This is a genomic window from Streptomyces sp. CB02261, assembly GCF_001905665.1.
Lineage (GTDB): Bacteria > Actinomycetota > Actinomycetes > Streptomycetales > Streptomycetaceae > Streptomyces.
This window is the reverse complement of record NZ_LIVX01000002.1, coordinates 66,743-89,840: the sequence shown is the minus strand read 5'-3', so window position 1 is coordinate 89,840 and position 23,098 is coordinate 66,743. Positions and strand designations below refer to the sequence as shown.

Here is a 23,098-nt window from a genome sequence, read left to right as displayed (position 1 = left end):
CGTCGCCGTCAGAACAGCCGCAGCTTGTCGTCCTCGATGCCCCGCATCGCGTTGTAGTCCAGGACCACGCAGCCGATCCCGCGGTCCGTCGCCAGCACCCGCGCCTGCGGCTTGATCTCCTGCGCCGCGAAGACACCCCTCACCGGCGCCAGGTGCGGATCGCGGTTGAGGAGCTCCAGATAGCGGGTCAGCTGCTCGACGCCGTCGATCTCGCCGCGCCGCTTGATCTCCACCGCGACCGTCGCGCCGTCCGAGTCGCGGCACAGGATGTCCACCGGGCCGATCGCGGTCGGGTACTCGCGGCGGATCAGGGTGTATCCCTCGCCGAGAATCTCGATGCGGTCGGCGAGGAGCTCCTGGAGGTGCGCCTCGACCCCGTCCTTGATGAGACCGGGGTCCACACCCAGTTCGTGCGAGGAGTCGTGGAGGATCTCCTCCATCGTGATGATCAGTTTCTCGCCCGCTTTGTTGATCACCGTCCAGACGCCTGCCTCATCGTCGGCGCCCTCCTTCAGGGTGCACGGCGGGGACATCCAGTTGAGCGGTTTGTACGCCCGGTCGTCCGCGTGGATGGAGACGCTGCCGTCTGCCTTGACCAGGATCAGACGGGGTGCGGAGGGCAGGTGGGCCGTGAGCCGGCCCGCGTAGTCCACGGAGCAACGGGCAATGACGAGACGCATGGTCGGCAACGCTACAAGACGGGCGCTCTTCCGCGCGATTCGGGCACCGGCGGCGCGCCCCGGGGCATGATCCTGAGCCGAACACCCGTCGGTTATCAGCCGGTTGTGCTCCCCATCTTCTGGTGCGGCCCGGACTGCGCGCTTACCGTGGAAGCTGGAGGTCGTCGTCCGTGCACGCTGCGTGGCGATACGACGCCCTTCGCCCTGCCCGCAAGACCCCGTCCGCGGGGTCGCGAGAGGAGAACCCATGTCGCTCGACGTCTCACCGGCACTGTTGGAACAGGCCGAGCGAGGCGAGGTCGACGAAGCCGACTTCGTCGACTGCGTCCGGACCTCCCTGCCCTTCGCATGGGAGATGATCAGTTCTCTGGTGGCTCAGCTGAAGGTGGACGGCGGAGAGTTCGCCGACAACCAGACGCCGCCGCCGAATGAGCAGGCTCGTGGTCAGCTGCTGCGCGCGCTCGCCAGCGACGCCATTCGTGGTGCGCTGCAGCGGCATTTCGGGGTGCGTCTCGCCTTCCAGAACTGCCACCGCGTGGCGGTCTTCCCGCTGGACCCGTCGGTGGACGAGCGGCTCGCCCGCTTCACGTCCGTACGGGGACAGCTGCTGAACCAGTCGCCGGAACTGCGCGACTGCTGAGACATGGTGCCGCCGCTCCGCTTCGCGGGAGACGGGGCCGACGCGTGCCGACGCGCGTCGACCACCGGAGAAAGGCCGGAGCGGCGGCACGGTCCCGGCCACGAGGGGACTCACACCAGGAGCGGCAGGACCTCGGCGCCGAGCCGCCGTACGTTCTCCTCGGTCGCCGCGAGATCGCCCGAGCCCTCGGCGAGCAGGGCGAAGCGCGTGATGCCCGTACGCTCCGCCGTCGCCGCGAGCCGGTCCGCCGCGTGCCGGGGCGTGCCCACGGGATGCAGCCCGCACAGCAGCTCCGTGTACGCGACGGGGTCCCGCATCGACCGCTGCCGGCCGTCGACCGTCACATGCGCGTCGAGGCCCTGCTTCAGCCACCCTGGCATCGCCTTCACCAGCGCCTCCGCCGCGTCCGCCCCCCGGTCCGCGAGCTGGGCGACGCCGGCCGAGACATGGCAGGCCCCGATCCGGGCGATCTCGTCCGGATCCCGCCCGGCCTCCCGTGCGAACCGCGCCCAGGCGCCGACCATCTCCGCCTTGTCCGCGTCGCCGCAGTGCATCCCCAGCAGCATCGGCAGACCCCGCTCGGCGGCGAGCCGCACGCTCCGCGGCGAGGTGCAGGCCACCACCACCTCGGGGGACGCGGCCCCGCCGATCAGCTCGTCGGGGCGGGGCACCACCGGAACCTCACGGAAGGCGAACCGCTCTCCCCGGGCGTCGACACGCGGCTCGGTGAGCCAGCGCAGCAGCAGGTCGAGCGCTTCCGGGAAGCCGTTCTCGTACGCGTCGAGTCCCGCGCCGAACACCTCCAGGTCCACCCAGGGACCGCCCCGGCCCACCCCGAGGGTGAACCTGCCGCCCGAGGTGAGGTGCAGCAGCGCCGCCTGCTCGCCCAGCGCGACCGGGTGGACGGTCGGCAGCACGCTCACCGCCGTGCCCACCCGCAGTCGCCGGGTCCGGCCCAGGATCAGGGCGGCCAGCGTCACGGCCGACGGGCAGACCCCGTACGGGACGAAATGGTGCTCGGCGAGCCAGACCGAGTCGAGGCCCGCCTCCTCGGCGACCTCCGCGGTCCGCACCGCCCGGTGCAGTGCCTCACCCTGTCCCTGGCCCGGGAACTGGGCGGCCAGAACGAACGTACCCACGCGCATCGCCTTCTGCCTCCTTGCGGCCGACGCGTATCACCTCTCGCACTGGCACCAACGTCTGACACGTGCCAAAGGCAACGGCCGTTCATGAAGTTCTTGCGATTTTCGGCTAAGCCGTCCCGGACGGGGCCGGGGGCACCGTGTCGCGGCCCGTAGGCTGGAGAGAACGGTCCGTGTTCCCAGACCCCCGTGAGGTGTGCCCGTGTCCCCGCGCCACAACCGCTCCCGAGGCGGCGAGAAGCCCACACAGCAGGGTGACCCCGGCGACCGGTACGGCGGCGTGCAGCGCACCGAGACCTGGCAGGGCGAGGAGTGGTACGTCCGCCTCGTCGCCGGCGCGAGCGCGCCCGGCAAGCGCTACCGCTGCCCCGGCTGCGACCAGGAGATCCCCGGCGGCGCCCCGCACGTGGTCGCCTGGCCGGAGTACGGGGGAGTGGACGACCGACGCCACTGGCACAAGGCCTGCTGGAGCGCGAAGGACCGCCGCACCAGCAGGGTGCAGCGGTCCCGTAACGCGCCGAAGTACTGAGCCCTCCCGGGTCTACACGTCCCGGTTGTTCAGCAGCGCGAACGCTCCGGCGAGGGCGACCCCCGCGATGCCCGTCATGATCAGCAGCGGCTGCCAGCCCGCGGGGCCGTCACCGCCGAAGGGCGCATCCGTGGCGTACAGCGCGATCATCTGCGAGGGGATGGCGTAGGTGAGCAGCCACTCCTGCACGGACCTCAGCGCCTGGGAGAACATGAACAGGGCCGCCACCAGCGGCATCAGGAGCAGACCGATCATCACCGTGATCGCGCCCGCCGAGTGCCGGATCACGGTCCCGAGCGCCAGCGACAGCAGCCCGAGCATCGCCAGGTAGCCGCCCGCGCCGACCGTCGCCCGCAGCCACTCGGTCGTCGTCGGCTCCGTCGCGTCCACGATCGCGACCTGCGCCGCCGCCACGATCGCGGCGACCACGGTGGTCACCGTGAAGACGAGCAGGAAGAAGACGATCGCCTTCGCCGTGAGCACCCGGGCCCGGCTGGGGCAGGCCGTCAGGGTCGTACGGACCATGCCCGTGCCGTACTCGGAGGCGATCGTCAGCACCCCGAGCGTGATCACGCAGATCGAGGCCGGCAGCATCCCGAAGAAGCCGAAGCCGAGCGCCGACTCGTCGCCCAGCGGGGCCTCGGAGGCCGCGGCGATCGCCGCCACCCCCAGGCCGATGCCCAGCATCAGCAGGACCATCACCCCGAGCGTCCACAGCGTCGAACGCACCGAGCGGATCTTCGTCCACTCGGAGGCGAGGGCGTCACCGAGGTGCGCCCGGCGGACCGGGATGGGGGAGACGTAGGAGTGCGGCGCCGGGGCGTGGTGGTGCGGGGCGGGGGCGGTCATCGGGCGTCCTTGGTGGTGTCGCTCGGCTGAGGGGTGCCCGGCTGCGAGGCCGGAGGGGCGAAGGGGCCCGGCACGGGAGCCTGGCCGGGGGCCGCCCCGGCGTACGGGTTCTGTCCGGGCGGCGGCGGGGCGTACCAGCCCTGCTGCGGCACGTCCTGGACCACCGGCTGCGGCGGCAGCCCGTACCCCGGGTGGCCGGGCTGCAGCGGCGGCTGGAGGTGCGCGAGCCGGTCGTCGGTGGAGCGGTAGTCCACGGCGCCCTGCGTCAGCCGCATGTACGCCTCCTCCAGGGAGGCCTGGTGCGGGGACAGCTCCCAGAGCCGTACGTCCGCCTCGTGCGCCAGGTCGCTGATCCTCGGCAGGGGCAGGCCCGTCACGCGCAGCGCGCCGTCCGGCTCGGACAGCACCTGGCCGCCGGCCTCCATCAGCGCCGCCGTCAGCTTCTCCCGCTGCCCCGGCTCGGTCTGCGGGGTCCGCACCCGCGCGAAGTCGGCCGAGTTCGCCGAGATGAAGTCCGTGACGCTCATGTCCGCGAGCAGCTGACCCCGGCCGATCACGATCAGGTGGTCCGCCGTCAGGGCCATCTCGCTCATGAGGTGGCTGGAGACGAAGACCGTCCGGCCCTCGGTGGCCAGCTTCTTCATCAGGTTGCGGACCCAGAGGATGCCCTCGGGGTCCAGGCCGTTGACCGGCTCGTCGAAGAGCAGCACCTGCGGGTCGCCCAGGAGCGCCGCCGCGATGCCGAGCCGCTGGCCCATGCCGAGCGAGAAACCCTTGGAGCGCCGCTTGGCCACGTCCTGGAGGCCGACCACGCCCAGGACCTCGTCGACGCGCTGGGCCGGGATGCCGGCGAGCTGCGCGAGCGAGAGGAGATGGCTGCGCGCGCTCCGCCCGCCGTGCACGGCTTTGGCGTCGAGCAGGGCGCCGACCTGCCGGGGCGCGTTCGGCAGCTGCCGGAAGGGGTGGCCGCCGATCGTGACGTGTCCCGCCGTGGGCCGGTCGAGCCCGAGGATCATGCGCATCGTGGTCGACTTGCCGGACCCGTTGGGTCCCAGGAAGCCGGTGACGACACCGGGCCTCACCTGGAAGGAAAGGTTGTACACGGCCGTCTTGGCGCCATAGCGCTTCGTCAGGCCGACTGCCTCGATCATGGTCCAGCCCCATCGACAGGTCGGTCGCGTCCATCTCGGGGCGTGGCGGCCGTCGGCCGGAGCCCCCCGTATGAGCTAGGAGCTTATCGAGCCATTGACGGTTCCGGCGAAAGCCGAGAAGGCCCACGGGCGGTCTCCGGGGGAACCTCAGGGTTCTCCCCCAGGGGACCGGGGGAGAACCTCCGGGTCACGGGGACCCGGAGGGACCGACGGCTCAGGCGTCCCGCTTCTTCAGCACCAGATAGCCGCCGAGCAGCGCGGCCACCACCCAGAGCGCCATGATGCCGAGCCCGCCCCACGGGCCGTACGGAGCCTCCTCCGTGTTCATGGCGTCCGGCACCACCTGCATGATCGTCGCGCCGGCCTGGTCCGGGAAGTAGCGGGCCACCTCCTTGGCCTTGGGCACCGCCGCCAGGATCTGCGAGACCAGGAAGAAGAACGGCATCAGGATGCCGAGGGACAGCATCGACGAGCGCAGCATCGCCGCCACACCCATCGAGAAGAGCGCGATCAGACCCATGTAGAGCCCGCCGCCGATCACCGCCCGCAGCACGTTGTCGTCGCCGATGGACGCCCGGTGCTCACCCAGCAGCGCCTGCCCCAGGAAGAAGGAGAGGAAGCTCGTCGCGATCCCCACGAGGAACGCGAGTACGCCCGCCACCGTGATCTTCGAGAAGAGGAAGGTCGCGCGCTGCGGCACCGCCGCCAGCGAGGTGCGGATCATGCCGGAGGAGTACTCGGTCCCCACCACGAGGACACCGAAGACCACCATCGCCAGCTGGCCCAGGATCATCCCGGAGAAGCTGATCAGGGTCGGGTCGAAGGTGGCGCGCTCGGCCTCGCTCAGCTGGTCGAAGGTGGAGCTCATCAGCGCGGACAGCGCCGCGCTCATCGCGACCGTGACGAGGAGGGCACTCGCCAGCGTCCAGACGGTCGACGACACCGTCCGGATCTTGGTCCACTCGGACTGCAGGACCGCGGATGCCGCTGCCATCGTTCAGGCTCCCTTGGAGGTCGTGCCCCACTGGGGGCCGGGCGCCGGAGCGCCACCGTGTACATCGGTGCCGTGCGCGTGGTACTCCACCGCACCGGCCGTCATCTGCATGAAGGCCTCTTCGAGCGAGGCGCGCTGGGAGCTCAGCTCGTGCAGGACGAGACCGCTCTCCGCCGCCAGCTCGCCCAGCTTCTCGGTCGTCGCCCCGTCCACCTCGAGGGTGCCGTTGCCCGCCTCGACCGCCACGAACCCATTGGCGTGCAGCACGTCCCGAAGCCGCTCCTGCTGCGGCGAACGCAGCCGGACATAACTCCGGGAATTCTGCTGGATGAAATCCGCCATCGACGTGTCGGCCAGCAGCTTTCCCTGCCCGATCACGATCAGATGATCAGCCGTCAGCGCCATTTCACTCATGAGATGGCTGGAAACGAAGATCGTCCGGCCCTCGGCCGCCAACGCCTTCATCAGATTGCGGATCCAGTGAATTCCCTCGGGATCCAGACCGTTGACGGGCTCGTCGAACATCAGGATCTCGGGGTCACCGAGCAGCGCGGACGCGATGCCGAGCCGCTGCCCCATGCCGAGGGAGAAACCCTTCGACTTCTTCTTCGCTACCGGCGTCAGACCCACCAGGTCCAGCACCTCGCCCACCCGGCGCTCCGGGATGCGGTTCGACTGCGCGAGACACAGCAGGTTGTTGTACGCCGAACGGCCCCCGTGCATCGCCTTGGCGTCGAGCAGCGCCCCGATGTACTTCAGCGGCTCCGCCAGGTCCCGGTAGTGCTTGCCGTCGATCCGGACCGTCCCGCTGGTCGGGTTGTCCAGGTCCAGCATCATCCGCATCGTCGTCGACTTGCCCGCCCCGTTCGGCCCGAGGAAGCCGGTGACCACGCCAGGACGCACCTGGAAGGACAGCTGGTCGACCGCGGTCTTCGCCCCGTAACGCTTGGTCAGGCCTTCAAGCTCGATCATGCGTACCAACCTACGGGCGCGCCAAACCCCCCGCCACCGGAATGACGGGGGGTCCGGGCAACGCTACGCAGTTGTTACCGGCTACACATCAGCGGGTCTGCTGGGCCGGGACGCCGGCCGCGCGCTCGTCGTCGATCGGGGAGCCGGCCGCCGCCACCGCGGCACCGGTCAGCGTCGCCAGCATCTCGCGGACGTTGGTCAGCTGCGCGTTGATCGAGTCCCGGCGGTTCGTCAGGGCCGCCAGCTCGCGCTCCGATTCGCTGCGGATCCGGTCGGCCTTCGCGTTCGCGTCGGCCACGATGTCCTCGGCCTGGCGCTGCGCGGTCTCGACCGTCTGACGGGCCCGGCGCTCGGCGTCCGTACGGAGCTTCTCGGCCTCCAGGCGGAGCTGCTCGGCGCGGTGCTCGATCTCCGCCAGGCGCTTCTCGGCCTTCGCCTGACGCGACGCCAGGTCCCGCTCCGACTGCTCGCGGCGCTTCGCCAGGTTCGTCTCGAAGTCCGCGGCGGCCTGGGCGGCCTTGGCGCGGGTCTCCTCGAAGAGGGCGTCCGCCTCCTCGCGCTTCGACTGCGCGTCCTTCTGCGCCTCGGCACGCAGCGAGTTGGCCTCGCCCTGCGCCTTCTCGACGATCCGGACGCCCTCGTCCTCGGCCTTCGACTTGCGCTCGGCCGCGAACGACTCCGCGTCGTTGCGCACCTGCTGGGCGGCCGACTCGGCCAGCTCACGGTGCTGCTCGGCGGCGCGACGGGCCTCCTCACGCAGGTCCTTCGCCTCCTCCTCGGCCAGCCGGAGGATCTTCTCGACCCGGGCGCCGAGCCCCGCGTACGACGGCTCGGCGTCGGTGACCTGCGCCTGGGCGTTCTGCGTCTCGAGGTGGAGCTCCTCGATCCGCTTCTCCAGGGAGGTGATGCGGGACAGGGCACTGTCACGGTCGGACACGAGCTTGGTAATGCGGTCGTCCACCTGACCGCGGTCGTAACCGCGCCGCACGAGCTCGAAGCCGAAGGGGGAGGATGTGTCGCTCATGGGTTTCCTGTCGAATGAGACCGGTGAGGTGTTAGAAGGAATCCTAGGGGCCGAAGCGGCGTGTCATCGAGCGTATGCCCGTTTGATCTGGAGAATGTCCAGCCTTTTGAGTGGCTAGCCGTCCTGGGACTTGCCACTCGAACGAGTGGACCCTGCTGACGCGCCCGCCGCCGCGGTGGACTTCGACCCCGCAGACGGAGTCTCGAAAGACTCCAACGCCTCCAGGACGTCCTGGACACGGGAGATCTCGGCATTGATGTCCTTGCGGCGACGCACCAGCGTCTCCAGTTCCCGCTGGCCCTCCTCGATCGTCTGCTCGGCCTCCGCCTGCGCCTCGGCCCTGATCCGCTCGGCCTCCGCCTTGATGCCCTCGGCCTCGGCGACGAGCGAGGCCTTCTTCTGCTCGGCCTCCTTCAGGAGCGCCTCCGCCTTGCGGACCGCGGCGATCCGGACCTTGCTCGCCTCCGAACTGGCCTCGGAGACCAGCTCCTTCGCCTTCTCCTCGGCCTCGGCGCGCTGCTCCGTCGCGGCCTTCACCAGGTTGTCGACGCGCTCGCCCGCCGTCTTCATCTGCTCGGCGCTCTCGCGGCGGGCCCGCTCGTGAAGCTCCTCGATCTCGCCCTCGATCCGGCTCCGCAGCTCCTCGGCCCGGTCCCTTATGGCCGTCGCGTCACCGCGCGCCCCGACGAGGAGCTCGTCCGCGTCCGTACGGGCCTTCTCCACCAGCGAGTTGCCCTCGACGGTCGCCTCGGCGACGATCCGCTCGGCCTCCTTGCGGGCCGCGCCGACCATCGTGTCCGCCTGCGTCTCGGCCTCGGTGGTGGCGCGCAGCGCCTCCTCCTGTGCCTTGGCGATGAGCTGGTCCGCCTGCTCGGCCGCGTCCGAACGCTTCCGGGCCCCGGCCTCCCGCGCCTCGTCGAGCGTGCGGTCCGCCTCCTCGCGGGCCTCCGACCGCATCTGCTCGGCCGCCGCCTCGGCGTCCGTCCGCAGCCGCTCCGACTCCGCCCGGATCCGCTCGGCGTCCCGCTGCGCGGAACCCACGGTCGACTCCGCCTCGGCGCGCGCGTCCGCCGTGACCGCGTCGGCGAGTTCGCCCGCCTCACGGGTGACCCGCTCGGCCTCCGCGTTCGCCTCACGGGTGACCCGCTCCGCCTCCGCGTTCGCCTCACGCGTGAGCCGTTCGGCCTCGCTCGTGGCCTCGGCGATGAGGGCGTCGGCCTGTTCGGCGGCGTCGCTGCGCCGCTTGTCGGCCGCCTTGCGGGCCTCGTCGAGGACCTGCTCGCCGTCCGCGAGGGCAGCCGCCCGCAGCGCCTGGGCGTGCGCCTCCCCGTCGATCTTGACCTGTTCGGCCTCGGCGCGCAGGCGCTGGGCGTCCTGCTCGGTGGTCTCCATGAGCTCGACCGCCTCGGCGGTGAGCCGCTCGGCCTCGCTCGTGGCCTCGGCGATGAGCGCGTCGGCCTGCTCGGCGGCGTCGCTGCGCCGCTTGTCGGCGGCCTTGCGGGCCTCGTCGAGGACCTGCTCGCCGTCCGCCAGGGCAGCCGCCCGCAGCGCCTCCGCGTGCGCCTCGCCCTCGGCCTTGACCTGTTCGGCCTCGGCGCGCAGGCGCTGGGCGTCCTGCTCGGTGGTCTCCATGAGCTCGACCGCCTCGGCGGTGAGTCGCTCGGCCTCGCTCGTGGCCTCCGCGAGCAGCGCGTCGGCCTGCTCGGCGGCGTCGCTGCGCCGCTTGTCGGCGGCCTTGCGGGCCTCGTCGAGGACCTGCTCCGCCTCGGCGGCGATCCGCTCCGCCTCCGCACGCGCCTCGCCGACCACGGCCTCGGCACGCTCGGCGGCCTCCGAACGGATCCGGTTCGCGTCCTCCCGGGCGTCCGCCCGGGTACGGGCCGCGTCCTGCTCGGCCGCGGCGAGCGAATCCGTCACCTCGGTCCGTACCCGCTGCGCGTACTCGGCGGTGTCCGCCCGCAGCTTCTCCGACTCCGCGATCGCGTCCGTGACCGTCCGCTCGGCCAGAGCCTTCGCGGCCTCGGTCTCCTCCTGGGCGCGGGCCCGGACCCGGCCGGCGTCCTCGGTCGCCCGCTCCCGCTCCTCGTGCGCGTCGGCGCGGACCCGGTCCGCCTCCTCCTGCGCCTCGGTGCGCGTCCGCTCCGCCGCGTGCTCGGCGGCGCTGCGGAGCCCGGCGATCTCCTCCTCGGCCTGCTCGCGCAGACCCGCCACCGAGTCCCGTACCTCCTGCGCGGCTCGCGAGGCCGCGGAGACCATCTCGGTCGCCCGCGCGTCCGCCTCCTCGACCAGGCGCTGCGCCTCGACCTGCGCGTCCTCGACCCGCTTGCGGGCGGCGGCGAGCAGCTCCTCCGACTGCTCCCGGGCGTGCTCGCGCTCCCGGCCCGCCTCGGAACGGGCCGACTCCAGCGTCTCCTCGGCCTCCCGGCGGCGCCGTACGGCCTCCTCCTGCGCGGCGGCGAGGGCCTCGGCGGCCTCGGCCGCGACCCGCTCGGCCGCCGCGGCGGCCTCGGCCCGCACCCGGTCGGCGCTCTCCTGGGCCTCCGAGCGCAGCCGCTCCGCCTCCTCGGCGGCCTCCGTGCGGAGCCGTACCGCGGCGCTCTCCGCCTCCGTACGCGTGGTGGAGGCGTCCGACGCGGCCTCGGCGCGCAGCCGCTCGGCCTCCTGCTCGGCCTGCTCCTGGAAGGTGCGGATGCGCTCGGCGGCCTCGGTGCGCAGCCGCTCGGTCTCCTCGGCGGCCTCGCGGCGGATCCGCTCGCTCTCGGCCCGCGCGTCGGTGAGCTCCTCCCCGGCGGCCGCCACCTTCGCCTCGGCGTCGGTGTGCAGCCGGGTCAGCTCCTCGGCGGCCTCCGCGCGGCGCGCCTCCGCGGCCCGCTCGGCGTCCGCGCGCAGCCCGGCGGCGGCCTTCTCGGCCGCCTCCCTGACCGCCTCGGCCTGCTCCTCGGCTTCGGCGCGCAGCCGCTCGGCCTCCGCGCGGGTGCGCTCCAGGGTCTCCTCGGCCTGCGCCCGGAGCGTCTGGGCGCGCTCCATGGCCTCCGACTTGACCCGCTCGCTCTCGGCGCCGGCCTTGGTGCGCAGCCCGTCGGCGTCCGTACGGGCCTTGGTCAGCAGCTCCTCGGCGGTCCGCGCCGCCTCCTCGATCTGCTGGACGGCCTCCCGCCGGGCCTCGCCGCGGATCCGCTCGCCCTCGTCGATGGCCTCGGAACGCAGCTGCTCGGCCTCGCCGCGCAGCCGCCGCGCCTCCTCCTGGAGCTCGACCGTCTTGGCGCGGTACTCCTTGGTGTCGTCCTTCGCCGAACCGAGCAGCTCGTCGGCCTGCTCCTCGGCCTGGGCGCGCAGCCGGTCGGCCTCGGTCTCGGCCTCGCGGCGGACCCGCTCGGCCTCCTCGGAGGCCTTGCGGGTGGTCTCCCGGGCGTCCTCGGACGCCTTGGTGAGGATCTCCTCGGCGTTGCGCGCGGCCTTGGCGAGGGCGGCGGCGGAGTCCTCGGCGGCGGCCGTACGGGCCTTCTCCGAGGCCTCCTCGACGAGCTTCTCCGCCTCGGCGGTCGCCTCGCGCAGCTTCTCCTCGGCCTCCGCCTTGAGGGCCTCGGCGTCCTTGGTGGCCTCGCCGACGAGCCGGGCGATCTCCGTCTTCGCGGTGCGGGTGCGCTGCTCGTTGACCGACTCCGCGGAGGCGAGCTGCCTGGCCGCGCTCTCCTTGGCCTCGGCGAGGGTCTTCTCGGCCTCGGCACGGGCCAGCCGGAGCTTCTCCTCGGCCTCCTGCATGCGCTGCTCGGCGGCGCGGGAGAGCTCGGTGGCCTGCCGGCGGGCCTGGTCGGTCTCGGCGGTGGTGGTCGAGCGGAGCTGCTCGGCGTGGCTGGTGGCCTCCTGCGCCTGGCTGGAGGCGGCGCTCAGGAGCCGCTCGGCGTCCTTGCGGGCGCGCAGCAGAATCGCTTCGGCCTCGGCACGGGCGGACTCGGCCTCCGCGCCGACCCGGCGGCTGGTCTCCTCGGCGAGCCGGGTGGCCTCGGCGCGGGCGGCGGCGAGCGACTGCTCGGCCTCCGCGCGGGACTCCTCCATCAGCCGGCGGGCCTGGGACTCCGTACGGGCGCGGAGCTGCTCGGCCCAGGCGACGTTCTCGTTGACGTGCGCCTCGACGGTCTGCCGGCGCTCGTTGAGCTCCTGGTCCAGCTGCTGGCGCCGCTGGACGGCCTCGTTGTGCAGCTCGGCCTGGAGCCTGGCCTGGTGCTCGGCGTGCTCCTGGAGGATGCGCTGCGTCTGCGCCCGGGCCTCGCGCAGCTCGCGCTCGGCGTCCTGGCGCAGCTGCTCGGCCTGCGCCTGCGCGTTCCGCAGCAGCTGCTCGGCCTGGTAGCCGATGTCGGCGCTGTCGTAAGCGGGCCGGGACGCGATGGTGCGGCGCGCCTCGTGGAGCTTGGCGCGCAAGACCTCGACCTGGTATCCGAGGTCCTCGGCGTGCTGGACGGCCTTCTCGCGCTCGGTCTTCAGCCGGTCCATCTCGGCTTCGAACCGGGCGAGATGGTCGTCTTCAGCTCGGTGGCTCTCCTGGCGTTCGTAGCCCCGCACTGCGCGGTCCATCCGTCCCCTGGTCGCAACACTCCTACGAGCACGCCCTCACGGCCGAGGACGGACCCCCGGGGGATCGTGACAGATCGGACGACCCCGACATCCCGACTTCGGTGCCGCACGGAGCGGCCCCGACCGGCCCCGGCCCGGAGTCGCCCACTCTACCGGGCCAGGAATCCGGAGGTCAGTGCTCCGCTGAGGAGTGGTCAGCGGACGGCTCGGCCGAGGTGACCAGTTCCGTGAGCACGCCGTGACAGTCCTTGGGGTGCAGGAAGGTGATCCGGGAGCCCATGGAGCCGATCCGCGGCTCGTCGTAGAGCACCCGCACGCCCTTGGAACGGATGGCCTCGGCGTCCCCGTCCACGTCCGCCGTGCCGAAGGCGATGTGGTGCACGCCCTCACCGTTCTTGGCGAGCCACTTGCCCACCGCCGAGTCCTCCCGGGTCGGCTCCAGGAGCTGGAGGTACGAGGCTCCGCCGTCCGAGGTGTCGTTGATCTTCAGCATGGCCTCGCGGACGCCCTGCTCCTCGTTGACCTCGGAGTGGAAGACCTCGAAACCGTACGTCGCACGGTAGAACTCGACAGTCTTGTCCAGGTCGAAACAGGCGATCCCGATGTGGTCGATTCGCGTCAGCATGCCTCCAGTGCAACGCCGGGAGAGTGGTTACGCAACGTGCGCGCCGTCACACCGGCTGCCCGGTGACCGGGCGCGGCGCCCCTCAGTACATTGGCGGTAAACCCTCGTTCACTCCTCATCCCTAGGGGCCGTGCCTCATGTCTGGAACGACCGGTACCACCTCAGTGATCGTCGCGGGCGCCCGCACGCCCATGGGTCGCCTGCTCGGCTCGCTCAAGTCCTTCTCGGGCGCCGAGCTCGGCGGCTTCGCCATCAAGGCCGCCCTCGACCGGGCCGGCATCGGCGGCGACCAGGTCCAGTACGTGATCATGGGCCAGGTGCTCCAGGCGGGCGCCGGTCAGATCCCCGCCCGTCAGGCCGCCGTCAAGGCCGGCATCCCGATGAGCGTCCCCGCCCTCACCATCAACAAGGTGTGTCTCTCCGGCCTCGACGCCATCGCCCTCGCCGACCAGCTCATCCGCGCGGGCGAGTTCGACGTGGTCGTCGCCGGCGGCCAGGAGTCGATGACCAACGCCCCGCACCTGCTGCCGAAGTCCCGCGAGGGCTTCAAGTACGGCGCCATCGAGATGATCGACTCCATGGCGTACGACGGCCTCACCGACTCCTCCGAGGGCATCGCCATGGGCGAGTCCACCGAGAAGCACAACACCCGCCTGGGCATCAAGCGCCCCGAGCAGGACGAGATCGCCGCGCTCTCGCACCAGCGCGCCGCCGCCGCCCAGAAGAACGGCATCTTCGAGGCCGAGATCACCCCGATCGAGATCCCGCAGCGCAAGGGCGACCCGGTCGTCTTCGCCAAGGACGAGGGCATCCGCGCCGAGACCACCGCCGAGTCCCTCGGCAAGCTCCGCCCGGCCTTCGCCAAGGACGGCACCATCACCGCCGGCACCTCCTCGCAGATCTCCGACGGCGCCGCCGCCGTCGTCGTGATGAGCAAGGCCAAGGCCCAGGAGCTGGGTCTGGAGTGGATCGCCGAGATCGGCGCCCACGGCAACGTGGCCGGCCCCGACAACTCGCTCCAGTCGCAGCCGTCCAACGCGATCCGCCACGCCCTGAAGAAGGAGGGCCTGGGCGTCGAGGACCTCGACCTCATCGAGATCAACGAGGCCTTCGCCGCGGTCGCCGTGCAGTCAATGAAGGACCTCGGCGTCACCCCCGAGAAGGTGAACGTCAACGGCGGCGCCATCGCGCTGGGTCACCCGATCGGCATGTCCGGCGCCCGTGTGGTGCTGCACCTCGCCCTGGAGCTCAAGCGGCGCGGCGGCGGCATCGGCGCGGCGGCCCTGTGCGGCGGTGGCGGCCAGGGCGACGCGCTGATCGTGCGCGTCCCCGGCAACGGCAAGTAAGCACCCGGCTCAGGCAAGGAGCAGCGCAGATGGTGGACGTCCCCGAACTCGTCGCCCGGGCACGGGAGGGCCGGCCGCGGGCCGTGGCCCGGCTCATCTCCCTCGTCGAGGGGGCGTCCCCCCAGCTGCGCGAGGTGATGGCGGCCCTCGCGCCGCTCACCGGCAACGCGTACGTGGTGGGACTGACCGGCTCGCCCGGCGTCGGCAAGTCCACGTCGACCTCCGCGCTCGTCTCCGCCTACCGGCGGGCCGGCAAGCGGGTCGGCGTCCTGGCCGTCGACCCGTCCTCGCCGTTCAGCGGGGGAGCGCTCCTCGGCGACCGGGTCCGGATGTCGGAGCACGCCTCCGACCCGGGCGTCTACATCCGCTCCATGGCGACCCGCGGCCATCTGGGCGGGCTCGCCTGGTCCGCCCCGCAGGCCATCCGCGTCCTGGACGCGGCCGGCTGCGAGGTGATCCTCGTGGAGACCGTCGGCGTCGGGCAGTCCGAGGTCGAGATCGCCTCCCAGGCCGACACCTCGGTGGTGCTCCTCGCCCCGGGCATGGGCGACGGGATCCAGGCCGCGAAGGCGGGCATCCTGGAGATCGGCGACGTGTACGTGGTCAACAAGGCCGACCGGGACGGCGCGGACGCCACCGCCCGTGAGCTCAACCACATGCTGGGCCTCGGCGAGGCGCGGGGCCCGGGCGACTGGCGGCCGCCGATCGTCAAGACGGTCGCGGCCCGCGGGGAGGGCGTCGACGAGGTCGTGGAGGCCCTGGAGAAGCACCGCGCCTGGATGGAGGAGCACGGGGTCCTCGCGGAGCGCCGCCGCTCCCGGGCGGCGCGCGAGGTCGAGACCATCGCGGTCACGGCCCTGCGCGAGAAGATCGGCGACCTGCACGGGGACCGGCGCCTGGACGCGCTGGCGGAACGGATCGTGGCGGGCGGCCTCGACCCGTACGCGGCCTCCGACGAGCTGGTCGCGAGCCTCACCGGCAACTGACCGCGGCCACGCGAGAGGGCCTCCCCGGTGCGCCCGGGGAGGCCCTCTCACGTACGACTGCGGCTACGGCTTGCCGCGCCGTCCGCGCAGCTGCTCGGCGACCGGCTTGAGGGACTGGTGGAGGTCGCCGAGGGCCTCGCCGCCGATCTGGTCGATGAAGTGCCTGCGCACCGACTCGACGTGGTGCGGGGCGACCTTGCGCATGGTCTCCATGCCGCAGTCGGTGAGGACGGCGTACAGCCCGCGCCGGTCGGACTCGCAGTTCTCGCGGCGGACGAGCCCGGCGTTCTCCATCCGGGTGATCTGGTGCGAGAGCCGGCTCTTGGACTGGAGGGTGGCCGCGGCGAGATCGCTCATGCGCAGCCGCCGCTCCGCCGACTCCGAGAGGTTCACCAGGATCTCGTAGTCGTTCATCGTCAGACCGAAGGGCTGGAGATCCTTCTCCAGCTGGTACGTCAGCATCCTCTGGACGTCAAGGAAGGTGCGCCAGGCGCACTGCTCGCCATCGGTGAGCCACGGGGTGGCGGTCTCGGTCTCCATGTATGGATTCTACCTAAGAAGTTGAATGCTTGACGAAATCTGGGAGCGCGCGTTCGAGGGCGTCACACTCCGCAGACTACCGCTCACAGCCCGAAACGACGCTGGAGGTCCCCCAGCTGGCCGGGAAGGCGCGGGGCCGAGCCCTGGGCCGCTTGGCCGGAACCATGTCCTCCGTGGCCGCCCGGGACGCCCGCCTGTGCCGGCGGTCCGCCGATCGCGCGTTCCGCCATCAGCAGCTCCGTCGACTGGAGCAGCACCGTGCCCGCGCCCACGAACTCGAACTGGTGCTCCTCGCCCGAGGTGCCGCCGATGCCCGTCAGGGCCCGGACGCCGCCCATCACGCCCGTCATGTAGCCGTGGTCGTAGTGGTGGCACGGGGACGGGCAGTCCGCCCAGCCCACCAGCGCCTGCGGGTCCACCCGCATCGGCGGCTCCATGAAGACCACGGGGCCGTTCGACGCGGCCACGAACTTGCCCGTGCCGATCAGCGTCACGAAGCCCGGCACGATCGACTGCTTCAGGGCCAGCGTCGGCTGGTAGGCCAGCAGATTGCCCGAACGGATCGTCAGGTTGCCCTCGTCCAGGTCGAACGAGTTCACGTCGAAGGCCCGGTCCGCGAGCAGCATCTTCCCGCTGCCCTCCGCGACCACCCAGTCGCTCGCGTGCAGCGGCGAGTGGAAGGACGTCCGGACCAGCCGGTCGAGCCGCCCGTGCCCGATGCCGTTGAACTCGATCCGCCCGTAGTAGGCGATCATCTTGCCCTTCTGCAGGAACCACTGGGAGCCCTTGAGCTCCACGCAGAAGGTGTACGGGTTCACGTTGTCGTCCGACGGAAGCGTCGCCGGGTCGTGGATCACCGGGGTGCTCACAGCTTCTCCTCCGAGGCCTGGACGTACACCGCGCCGCTGCCGCTCAGCTCCAGCTGGAACGCCTCGCCCGAGCCGCGCCCCACCATGTCGCGCCAGCCGAGCGCGGTCGACAGCTTGTTCCGCACGTCGCCGTGATGGGCCACGTACGCCTGCGGGTCCACGTGCACCGGGCGGCCCGGCGTGATCGGCAGCTCGATGACCCCGCCGTGCGCCATGACGGCCACCGCGCCGTGCCCCTTCAGGGTGGTGGTGAAGAGGCCCTGGCCGGTGACCTGGCCGCGGACCATGCCCATGACCCCGCCCTGCGAGCCCATGAACATCGTGCCCTGCTCCAGGGTGCCGTCGAAGGCCAGCAGCCGGTCGGCCTCCACGTACAGGGTGTCGCCCGTCAGGCCGATCACCTGGATGTGGTGGCCGCCGTGCCCGAACATCACCGTGCCGTTGCCCTCGACGGTCATCAGCGGAGTCGCCTCGCCGGCCACCCGGCGGCCGATCATCGACATCAGGCCGCCCTGACCGCCCGCCATGTTCGGCGTGAAAGTGACGTCCCCGCGGTACGCGAGCATCGCGCCGCGCTGGCTGAACATCCGCTGCCCCGGGATGACGGTCGCCTCGACCATCTTCGAGTTGATCTCACGGAACGGCATCAGACGTCACCCCCGACGGTGTTCCGCTCACTCGGCTGGACGTACACGAGGCCGTCGCCCTCGAAGCGGATCTGGAAGGCCTCGCCGCCGCCCTCGCCCATGAAGGTGCGGAAGGTCACACCCGACTGGAAGTGCTGCTGGAGGTTCCCCTGGTGCGCGATGTACGCCCCGGGGTCGACCTGGAGCGGGTACTGCGGGGTCACCCGCAGCACGACCGCCGGGCCGTCGGACATGATCGCCGCCTGGCCCGTGCCCTCGACCGTGGTCGTGAACATGCCGTTGCCGGTGGCGCCGCCGCGCAGGCCGGTGAAGGTCGTGCCGGTGCGCAGCCCCGCGTCGGTGCAGAGCAGGTTGCTCGCCTCGACCCAGAGCTTGTCGCCGTGCAGGGACACGAGGTTGATCTCGGAGGCCCGGTCGGCGAACCAGCAGGTCCCCTGGCCGCGTACCTCCATCACCTCCATCTGCTCGCCGGTGAGCCGGCGGGTCACCATGCCGCGCAGGCCCTCACCGCCGCCACTCATCTTCTTGAACGCCATCTGGCCGTCATAGGCGACCATCGAGCCGTTCTTCGCCTTGACGGCGTCGCCGGTCATCGAGACGGCGAGCACCTTGCTGCCTTGGAGTCGGAACGTTGCCACGCGACGAAGGTACTGGGGACCCGGATAAAGAGACAGCAAAGTCGGCGTGCACAATGGACGGGCCCTTGTGCATCCGTTCACAAGATCGAACGAAGGTGACCCCCTCCGTGGACATCAAGACCGCTTCCTCGCTCCACCGGCTCCGGCTCGTCTCCGCGCCGGAGGCCGTCTCGTTCCTGCTCCTGCTGGTCTGCTCGGTACTCAAGCGGACGACGGACTTCAACGCGGTTCCGGTGATGGGCGCGGTCCACGGCGTGCTGTTCGTCCTCTACGTCCTGTTCTGGCTGGACGCCTGGAACCGCACCAGGTGGAGCCTCGGCACCGCCGCCCTGTACTTCGTCCTCTCGGTGCTGCCGTTCGGCGGCTTCTACGCCGAGCGGAAGCTGAAGCGCGAGGCCGAGGACGCGGTCATCGCCTCCCGCGCCCGCGCGGCGAGCGCCGAGGGTGCGGTGAAGGCGTGATCGTCGCGTTCTCGGTGACCCCGCTGGGCGTGGGGGAGGAGGTCGGCGAGTACGTCGCCGACGCCGTCCGGGTCGTCCGCGAGTCCGGCCTGCCGAACCGTACCGACGCCATGTTCACCTCCGTGGAAGGTGAGTGGGACGAGGTGATGGACGTGGTGAAGCGCGCCGTCGCCGCCGTGGAGGCCCGTGCGCCGCGCGTCTCGGTGGTCATGAAGGCCGACATCCGCCCCGGTGTGACGGACGGTCTGACCTCGAAGGTCGAGACGGTGGAGCGCCACCTCGGCGCCTGACCCCGCCCCCTGACGCCGCATCGTCGGCGAAGCCCCCGGTCCTGGTCACAGGCCGGGGGCTTCTTCGTGCCCGATGGTTGAGCGACGGAAACCAGGCGCCGGTCTTCTACCACCTCGGCTCCGTGGACGAACTGCTCGCCGCCGCCTGCCGGCGCGGCGCCGAGCAGCAGCTCGGGGCGCTGACGGCGGCCGTCGAGGAGCTGAACCCGGTGGCCCGGAAGGCCGTCACGTACGCGCTTCGGCGGCAGGGCAGGCGTACCCGGTAGAAACCCTCACTCGGACGACTCCGGTCGACACGCCGAACGATGTCCCTTTTCGTGGGGGTATCGACATGTTCGACGACAGCTGGAGGCACCGTGCGGCCGGAAGGCTACGACTACGCCACCTACAGCAGACTCGCCGGCCCGCTCACCGAACCGGACCCGGTGGCCTACACCGTGCGGTACCGGAGCCTCCTCTCCAAGGAGCCGCACCGCATACGGGCGGTCCTCCTCATGAGCCTCGCGCCGCTCCTCTCGGCGCTGCTCCTCGCGTACCTCGTCTGGCCCAGCCACTGGACCGTCCGCGAGGGAGGCGACCCCTGGCTCGTCCGCCTCGACACCGTGATGCTCGGGTCGATCGGGCTCATCTGCTTCTTCATGCTGGTGAACGTCACGTCGATCGCCCACGCCACCATGGTCGCCCGCGACCCCATACCCGTGTACGCCGAGCCGGGCACCCACGTCGCCTTCCTCACCACGTACGTCCCGGGCAAGGAACCGCTCTCCATGGTCCGCGCCACCCTCGAAGGCGCCACCAGGCTGCGGCACGAGGGAACGCTCGACGTCTGGCTCCTCGACGAGGGCGACTCGGACGAGGCCAAGGCGCTCTGCGCCGAACTGGGCGTACGTCACTTCACCCGCGCCGGCGTCCCCGAGTGGAACCGGACGAAGGGCGCGCACAAGGCGAGGACCAAGCACGGCAACTACAACGCCTGGCTCGCCATGCACGGTGACGACTACGACTTCTTCGCCTCCGTCGACACCGACCACGTCCCGCTCCCCGACTTCCTGGAGCGGATGCTCGGCTACCTCCGCGACCCCGACGTCGCCTTCGTCGTCGGACCGCAGGTCTACGGCAACTACACCGGCCTCGTCACCAAGGCAGCCGAGTCGCAGCAGTTCCTCTTCCACGCCCTCATCCAGCGCGCCGGCAACCGCTACCACGCGCCCATGTTCGTCGGCACGAACAACGTCGTCCGGATCTCCGCCCTCAAGCGGATCGGCGGCCTGTGCGACTCCGTCACCGAGGACATGGCCACCGGCTTCGAGCTGCACCGCAGGAGGAACCCGCAGACCGGCCGCTACTGGCGCTCCGTCTACACCCCCGACGTCCTGGCGGTCGGTGAGGGCCCCGCCTCCTGGACCGACTTCTTCACCCAGCAGCTGCGCTGGTCCCGGGGCACGTACGAGACGATCGTCACGCAGTACTGGAAGGCGCCCTTCCGCATGCCTCCGGGCCGCCTCCTCAACTACACCCTGATGCTCGTCTACTACCCGATGACGGCCGTCAACTGGCTCCTGGGCATCCTCAGCTGCGCCCTCTACCTGTGGTTCGGCGCCTCCGGCACCCAGGTCTCCACCTCGGTGTGGCTGATGATCTACAGCGACGCCGTCGCCCTCCAGATCGGCCTCTACCTCTGGAACCGGCGGCACAACGTCTCCCCCCACGAGCCCGAGGGCTCCGGCGGTCTCGCCGGCATGGCGATGTCCGCGCTCTCCGCCCCCATCTACCTCGCCTCCCTCGGCTCGGCGGTGCTCCGCACCAGCGGCCGCTTCGTCGTCACCCCCAAGGGCGGCGCCGCCAGCCCCGACCGCGTCCTCACCTTCCGGATCCACCTCGCCTGGGCCGTGGTCCTCGTCGCCTCGCTCGCCGCCTCCGTGCACCAGGGACACACCCACGCGGCGATGCGCACCTGGGCGGTCCTCGCCCTCCTCATCGCCCTCGCCCCTGTCTCCGTCTGGGCCTTCACCACCGTCAGGGAGCGGCGCGCCCTGCGCGTCCGTGAGCACGCCCTCGCCCGGGTCCGCGCCCGTGGTCTCGCCGACGCCCGGGAAGGAGTCGAACTCCGCGCCGCCGCCCTGCCGTCCACCCCCAGCGCGCCGGCCCCCACGACGACCGGAGGGAACTGAGCCATGGCCTACCGGCCGTCCCAGAAGTTCAGGAAGACGCTCCTCGGCAGCGGCGCGGTCCTCGTCCTCGCGGCGCTCAACGCCCCCGCCGCCGTCTCCTTCGCCGAGGCGAAGTACCACGCGTACAAGATCGCCCAGCCCGGCTACAAGCGGGCCTTCGGCTCCTGGGCACCGGTGGACGTCCCCGCCCCGTACAGCGTCAACGCCATCCACGCGGCCCTGCTGCACACCGGCAAGGTGCTGCTGATCGCGGGCTCGGGCAACAGCCAGAAGAACTTCGACGCCGGCACCTTCCAGACCGTCCTGTGGGACCCGGTGAAGAACACCTTCAAGAACATCCCCACCCCCGAGGACTTCTTCTGCGCCGGCCACACCCAGCTCCCCGACGGGCGGCTGCTCGTCGCCGGCGGCACCGCCCGGTACGAGGTCCTCAACGGCGAGGTCAAGAAGGCCGGCGGCGGCATGCGGGTCAAGAACGAGAGCCCCGACAAGGCGGTCACCCTGAAGAAGGGCACCGTCTTCCGCTCGCCGTCGGGGGTCGAGTACGTCTCCAAGGTCGACGTGACCGTCCCCAGGGCCAAGCGCGAGTTCGAGATCTCGTACTTCAAGAGCGGCCAGATGAAGCCGTGGCGGACGAAGGTCACCGCCGCCGAGGCCAGGGTCTTCGTCGAGGCGCGGAAGGAGGGACCGGAGGCCCTCACCACCGAGGCCGCGCAGTACGAGATCGTCGGCCTCAAGGGCGAGGAGGCCGACAACGTCTACGGCCTCGCGCAGAAGCTCACCACCGAGAAGCAGGACTTCCAGGGCATCAGGAGCGCCTACGAGTTCGACCCGAAGGCCGAGAAGTACATCCCGGTCGCCCCCATGAAGGACGCCCGCTGGTACCCGACCCTCGTCACCCTGGCGGACGGCAAGGTCCTCGCCGTCTCCGGTCTCAACGACGTCGGCGACGTCGTCCCCGGTGACAACGAGATCTACGACCCGGCCACCAGGACGTGGTCCAAGGGGCCCTTCCGCTACTTCCCCACCTACCCCTCCCTCTTCCTCGTGCAGGGCGGCAAGCTCCTCTACAGCGGCTCCAACGCCGGCTACGGCCCGGCGGAGAAGGGCCGCGAACCGGGCCTGTGGGACCTGAGGAAGAACTCCTTCACCAAGCTCGGCGGTCTCACCGACCCCGACCAGCTGGAGACGTCCGCCTCCCTGATGCTGCCCCCGGTCCAGCACCAGAAGGTGATGGTCCTCGGCGGCGGCGGGGTGGGCGAGTCGTCGAAGTCGACCGCCCGCACCGCCATCGTCGACCTCTCCGCGGAGAACCCCGTCTTCACCGACGGGCCCGCGCTCCCGCAGGGCACCCGCTACCTCAGCAGCGTCCTGCTGCCCGACGACACGGTCTTCACCACCGGCGGCTCCGAGGACTACCGCGGCCGCAGCGGCAGCGACATCCTCAAGGCGCAGTTCTACGACCCGAGGACCAACGCCTTCGTCGAGGCGGCCGAACCCACGGTGGGGCGCAACTACCACTCCGAGGCGCTGCTGCTCCCCGACGGCCGGGTCGCCACCTTCGGCTCCGACCCGCTCTTCGACGACAAGGACAACACCAGGCTCGGCACCTTCGAACAGCGCATCGAGGTCTTCACCCCGCCCTACCTCCACCGGGCGGGCGCCGACCGGCCCGTCCTCGGCGAGGGCTCGGCGGAACTCGACCAGAACGGGCGGGCCACCTTCAAGACCAAGGACGCCGGCCGGATCGCCAAGGCCCGGCTGATGCGGCCCAGCGCCGTCACCCACACCACCGACGTGGAGCAGCGTTCCGTCGCGCTCGGCCTGACGAAGAGCACGGACGGGATGACGGTCACCGTCGACGTCCCGCAGGACCGCACCCTCGTCCCGCCCGGCTGGTACATGCTCTTCGTCACCGACACGAACGGCATCCCGTCCGAGGCCCACTGGATCCGGGTGGAGTGACGCGCCG

Annotated in this window: 21 protein-coding genes and 1 pseudogene; 9 read left to right on the top strand and 13 right to left on the bottom strand. The window is 71.4% G+C overall.

Features of this window, described 5'->3' with window-relative positions; genetic code table 11:
• Positions 1 to 8 precede the first annotated feature (8 nt).
• On the bottom strand, positions 9 to 680 hold the full coding sequence (gene nucS, locus AMK29_RS05825; RefSeq protein ID WP_073808536.1) for an endonuclease NucS: 672 nt from the start codon (positions 678 to 680) through the stop codon (positions 9 to 11).
• 247 nt (positions 681 to 927) lie between these two features.
• Between nucS and AMK29_RS05820 the strand changes: the two genes are divergently transcribed.
• Positions 928 to 1,320 (top strand): SCO5389 family protein, encoded by a 393-nt coding sequence (locus AMK29_RS05820; RefSeq protein ID WP_073808533.1) that lies wholly within the window; start codon positions 928 to 930, stop codon positions 1,318 to 1,320.
• A 110-nt stretch (positions 1,321 to 1,430) separates the two neighbouring features.
• On the opposite strand, the gene AMK29_RS05815 is transcribed toward AMK29_RS05820, so the two are convergent.
• Positions 1,431 to 2,465 (bottom strand): LLM class flavin-dependent oxidoreductase, encoded by a 1,035-nt coding sequence (locus tag AMK29_RS05815; RefSeq protein ID WP_073808530.1) that lies wholly within the window; start codon positions 2,463 to 2,465, stop codon positions 1,431 to 1,433.
• Between the two features lie 199 nt (positions 2,466 to 2,664).
• Between AMK29_RS05815 and AMK29_RS05810 the strand changes: the two genes are divergently transcribed.
• Complete coding sequence (locus tag AMK29_RS05810; protein ID WP_073808528.1) at positions 2,665 to 2,991, top strand: ATP/GTP-binding protein; 327 nt, start codon at positions 2,665 to 2,667, stop codon at positions 2,989 to 2,991.
• Between the two features lie 12 nt (positions 2,992 to 3,003).
• On the opposite strand, the gene AMK29_RS05805 is transcribed toward AMK29_RS05810, so the two are convergent.
• The 7 genes from AMK29_RS05805 to mce all read right to left on the bottom strand — a co-directional run bounded on the left by AMK29_RS05805 (position 3,004) and on the right by mce (position 13,178).
• The gene (locus tag AMK29_RS05805) at positions 3,004 to 3,840 is read right to left on the bottom strand and encodes an ABC transporter permease (protein ID WP_073808525.1); all 837 of its coding nucleotides are present in this window, start codon (positions 3,838 to 3,840) and stop codon (positions 3,004 to 3,006) included.
• A complete protein-coding gene (locus AMK29_RS05800; RefSeq protein ID WP_073808522.1) occupies positions 3,837 to 4,991 on the bottom strand; it encodes an ABC transporter ATP-binding protein in 1,155 nt (384 codons plus the stop codon). The genes AMK29_RS05805 and AMK29_RS05800 overlap by 4 nt, the downstream gene beginning before the upstream one ends.
• Before the next feature lie 214 nt (positions 4,992 to 5,205).
• Positions 5,206 to 5,985: an ABC transporter permease gene (locus AMK29_RS05795; RefSeq protein ID WP_073808519.1), complete on the bottom strand. Its 780-nt coding sequence runs from the start codon at positions 5,983 to 5,985 to the stop codon at positions 5,206 to 5,208.
• Positions 5,986 to 5,988: 3 nt separating this feature from the next.
• Positions 5,989 to 6,957 carry an ABC transporter ATP-binding protein gene (locus AMK29_RS05790; RefSeq protein ID WP_073808516.1) on the bottom strand — a complete coding sequence of 323 codons (969 nt, stop codon included), beginning with the start codon at positions 6,955 to 6,957 and terminating at the stop codon, positions 5,989 to 5,991.
• Positions 6,958 to 7,045: 88 nt separating this feature from the next.
• Entirely contained in the window at positions 7,046 to 7,981 is a 936-nt protein-coding gene (locus AMK29_RS05785; protein WP_073808513.1) for a cellulose-binding protein, read from the bottom strand.
• 114 nt (positions 7,982 to 8,095) lie between these two features.
• Positions 8,096 to 12,541 (bottom strand): polarized growth protein Scy, encoded by a 4,446-nt coding sequence (gene scy, locus AMK29_RS05780; RefSeq protein ID WP_073808510.1) that lies wholly within the window; start codon positions 12,539 to 12,541, stop codon positions 8,096 to 8,098.
• A gap of 184 nt (positions 12,542 to 12,725) precedes the next feature.
• Positions 12,726 to 13,178 carry a methylmalonyl-CoA epimerase gene (gene mce, locus AMK29_RS05775; protein WP_073808507.1) on the bottom strand — a complete coding sequence of 151 codons (453 nt, stop codon included), beginning with the start codon at positions 13,176 to 13,178 and terminating at the stop codon, positions 12,726 to 12,728.
• 137 nt (positions 13,179 to 13,315) lie between these two features.
• Here mce and AMK29_RS05770 point away from each other — a divergent pair, with 137 nt between their 5' ends.
• Complete coding sequence (locus AMK29_RS05770) at positions 13,316 to 14,524, top strand: acetyl-CoA C-acetyltransferase (protein ID WP_073808504.1); 1,209 nt, start codon at positions 13,316 to 13,318, stop codon at positions 14,522 to 14,524.
• Between the two features lie 29 nt (positions 14,525 to 14,553).
• Entirely contained in the window at positions 14,554 to 15,510 is a 957-nt protein-coding gene (meaB, locus tag AMK29_RS05765) for a methylmalonyl Co-A mutase-associated GTPase MeaB (RefSeq protein ID WP_073808502.1), read from the top strand.
• A gap of 63 nt (positions 15,511 to 15,573) precedes the next feature.
• Here the strand turns inward: meaB and AMK29_RS05760 are convergent, their stop codons facing one another.
• The 4 genes from AMK29_RS05760 to AMK29_RS05745 form a co-directional block, all read right to left on the bottom strand.
• Positions 15,574 to 16,050, bottom strand: coding sequence for a MarR family winged helix-turn-helix transcriptional regulator (locus AMK29_RS05760; RefSeq protein ID WP_073808499.1), 477 nt, complete (start codon positions 16,048 to 16,050; stop codon positions 15,574 to 15,576).
• Between the two features lie 83 nt (positions 16,051 to 16,133).
• Positions 16,134 to 16,919 carry an AIM24 family protein gene (locus AMK29_RS05755; RefSeq protein WP_073808496.1) on the bottom strand — a complete coding sequence of 262 codons (786 nt, stop codon included), beginning with the start codon at positions 16,917 to 16,919 and terminating at the stop codon, positions 16,134 to 16,136.
• On the bottom strand, positions 16,916 to 17,566 hold the full coding sequence (locus AMK29_RS05750) for an AIM24 family protein (RefSeq protein ID WP_030553572.1): 651 nt from the start codon (positions 17,564 to 17,566) through the stop codon (positions 16,916 to 16,918). The genes AMK29_RS05755 and AMK29_RS05750 overlap by 4 nt, the downstream gene beginning before the upstream one ends.
• Positions 17,566 to 18,204: an AIM24 family protein gene (locus tag AMK29_RS05745; protein ID WP_073808493.1), complete on the bottom strand. Its 639-nt coding sequence runs from the start codon at positions 18,202 to 18,204 to the stop codon at positions 17,566 to 17,568. The genes AMK29_RS05750 and AMK29_RS05745 overlap by 1 nt, the downstream gene beginning before the upstream one ends.
• 107 nt (positions 18,205 to 18,311) lie before the next feature.
• Here AMK29_RS05745 and AMK29_RS05740 point away from each other — a divergent pair, with 107 nt between their 5' ends.
• From AMK29_RS05740 to AMK29_RS05720, 5 genes and pseudogenes are all read left to right on the top strand, one after another.
• Positions 18,312 to 18,665 (top strand): DUF3817 domain-containing protein, encoded by a 354-nt coding sequence (locus tag AMK29_RS05740; RefSeq protein ID WP_073808487.1) that lies wholly within the window; start codon positions 18,312 to 18,314, stop codon positions 18,663 to 18,665.
• Positions 18,662 to 18,955, top strand: coding sequence for an MTH1187 family thiamine-binding protein (locus tag AMK29_RS05735; protein ID WP_073808485.1), 294 nt, complete (start codon positions 18,662 to 18,664; stop codon positions 18,953 to 18,955). The genes AMK29_RS05740 and AMK29_RS05735 overlap by 4 nt, the downstream gene beginning before the upstream one ends.
• Before the next feature lie 89 nt (positions 18,956 to 19,044).
• Positions 19,045 to 19,126, top strand: a pseudogene (locus tag AMK29_RS37875) (TetR/AcrR family transcriptional regulator); the annotation flags it as partial.
• Positions 19,127 to 19,311: 185 nt separating this feature from the next.
• Positions 19,312 to 21,126 (top strand): glycosyltransferase family 2 protein, encoded by a 1,815-nt coding sequence (locus AMK29_RS05725; RefSeq protein WP_073808479.1) that lies wholly within the window; start codon positions 19,312 to 19,314, stop codon positions 21,124 to 21,126.
• Between the two features lie 3 nt (positions 21,127 to 21,129).
• Entirely contained in the window at positions 21,130 to 23,091 is a 1,962-nt protein-coding gene (locus AMK29_RS05720) for a kelch motif-containing protein (protein WP_073808476.1), read from the top strand.
• Positions 23,092 to 23,098: the final 7 nt, after the last annotated feature.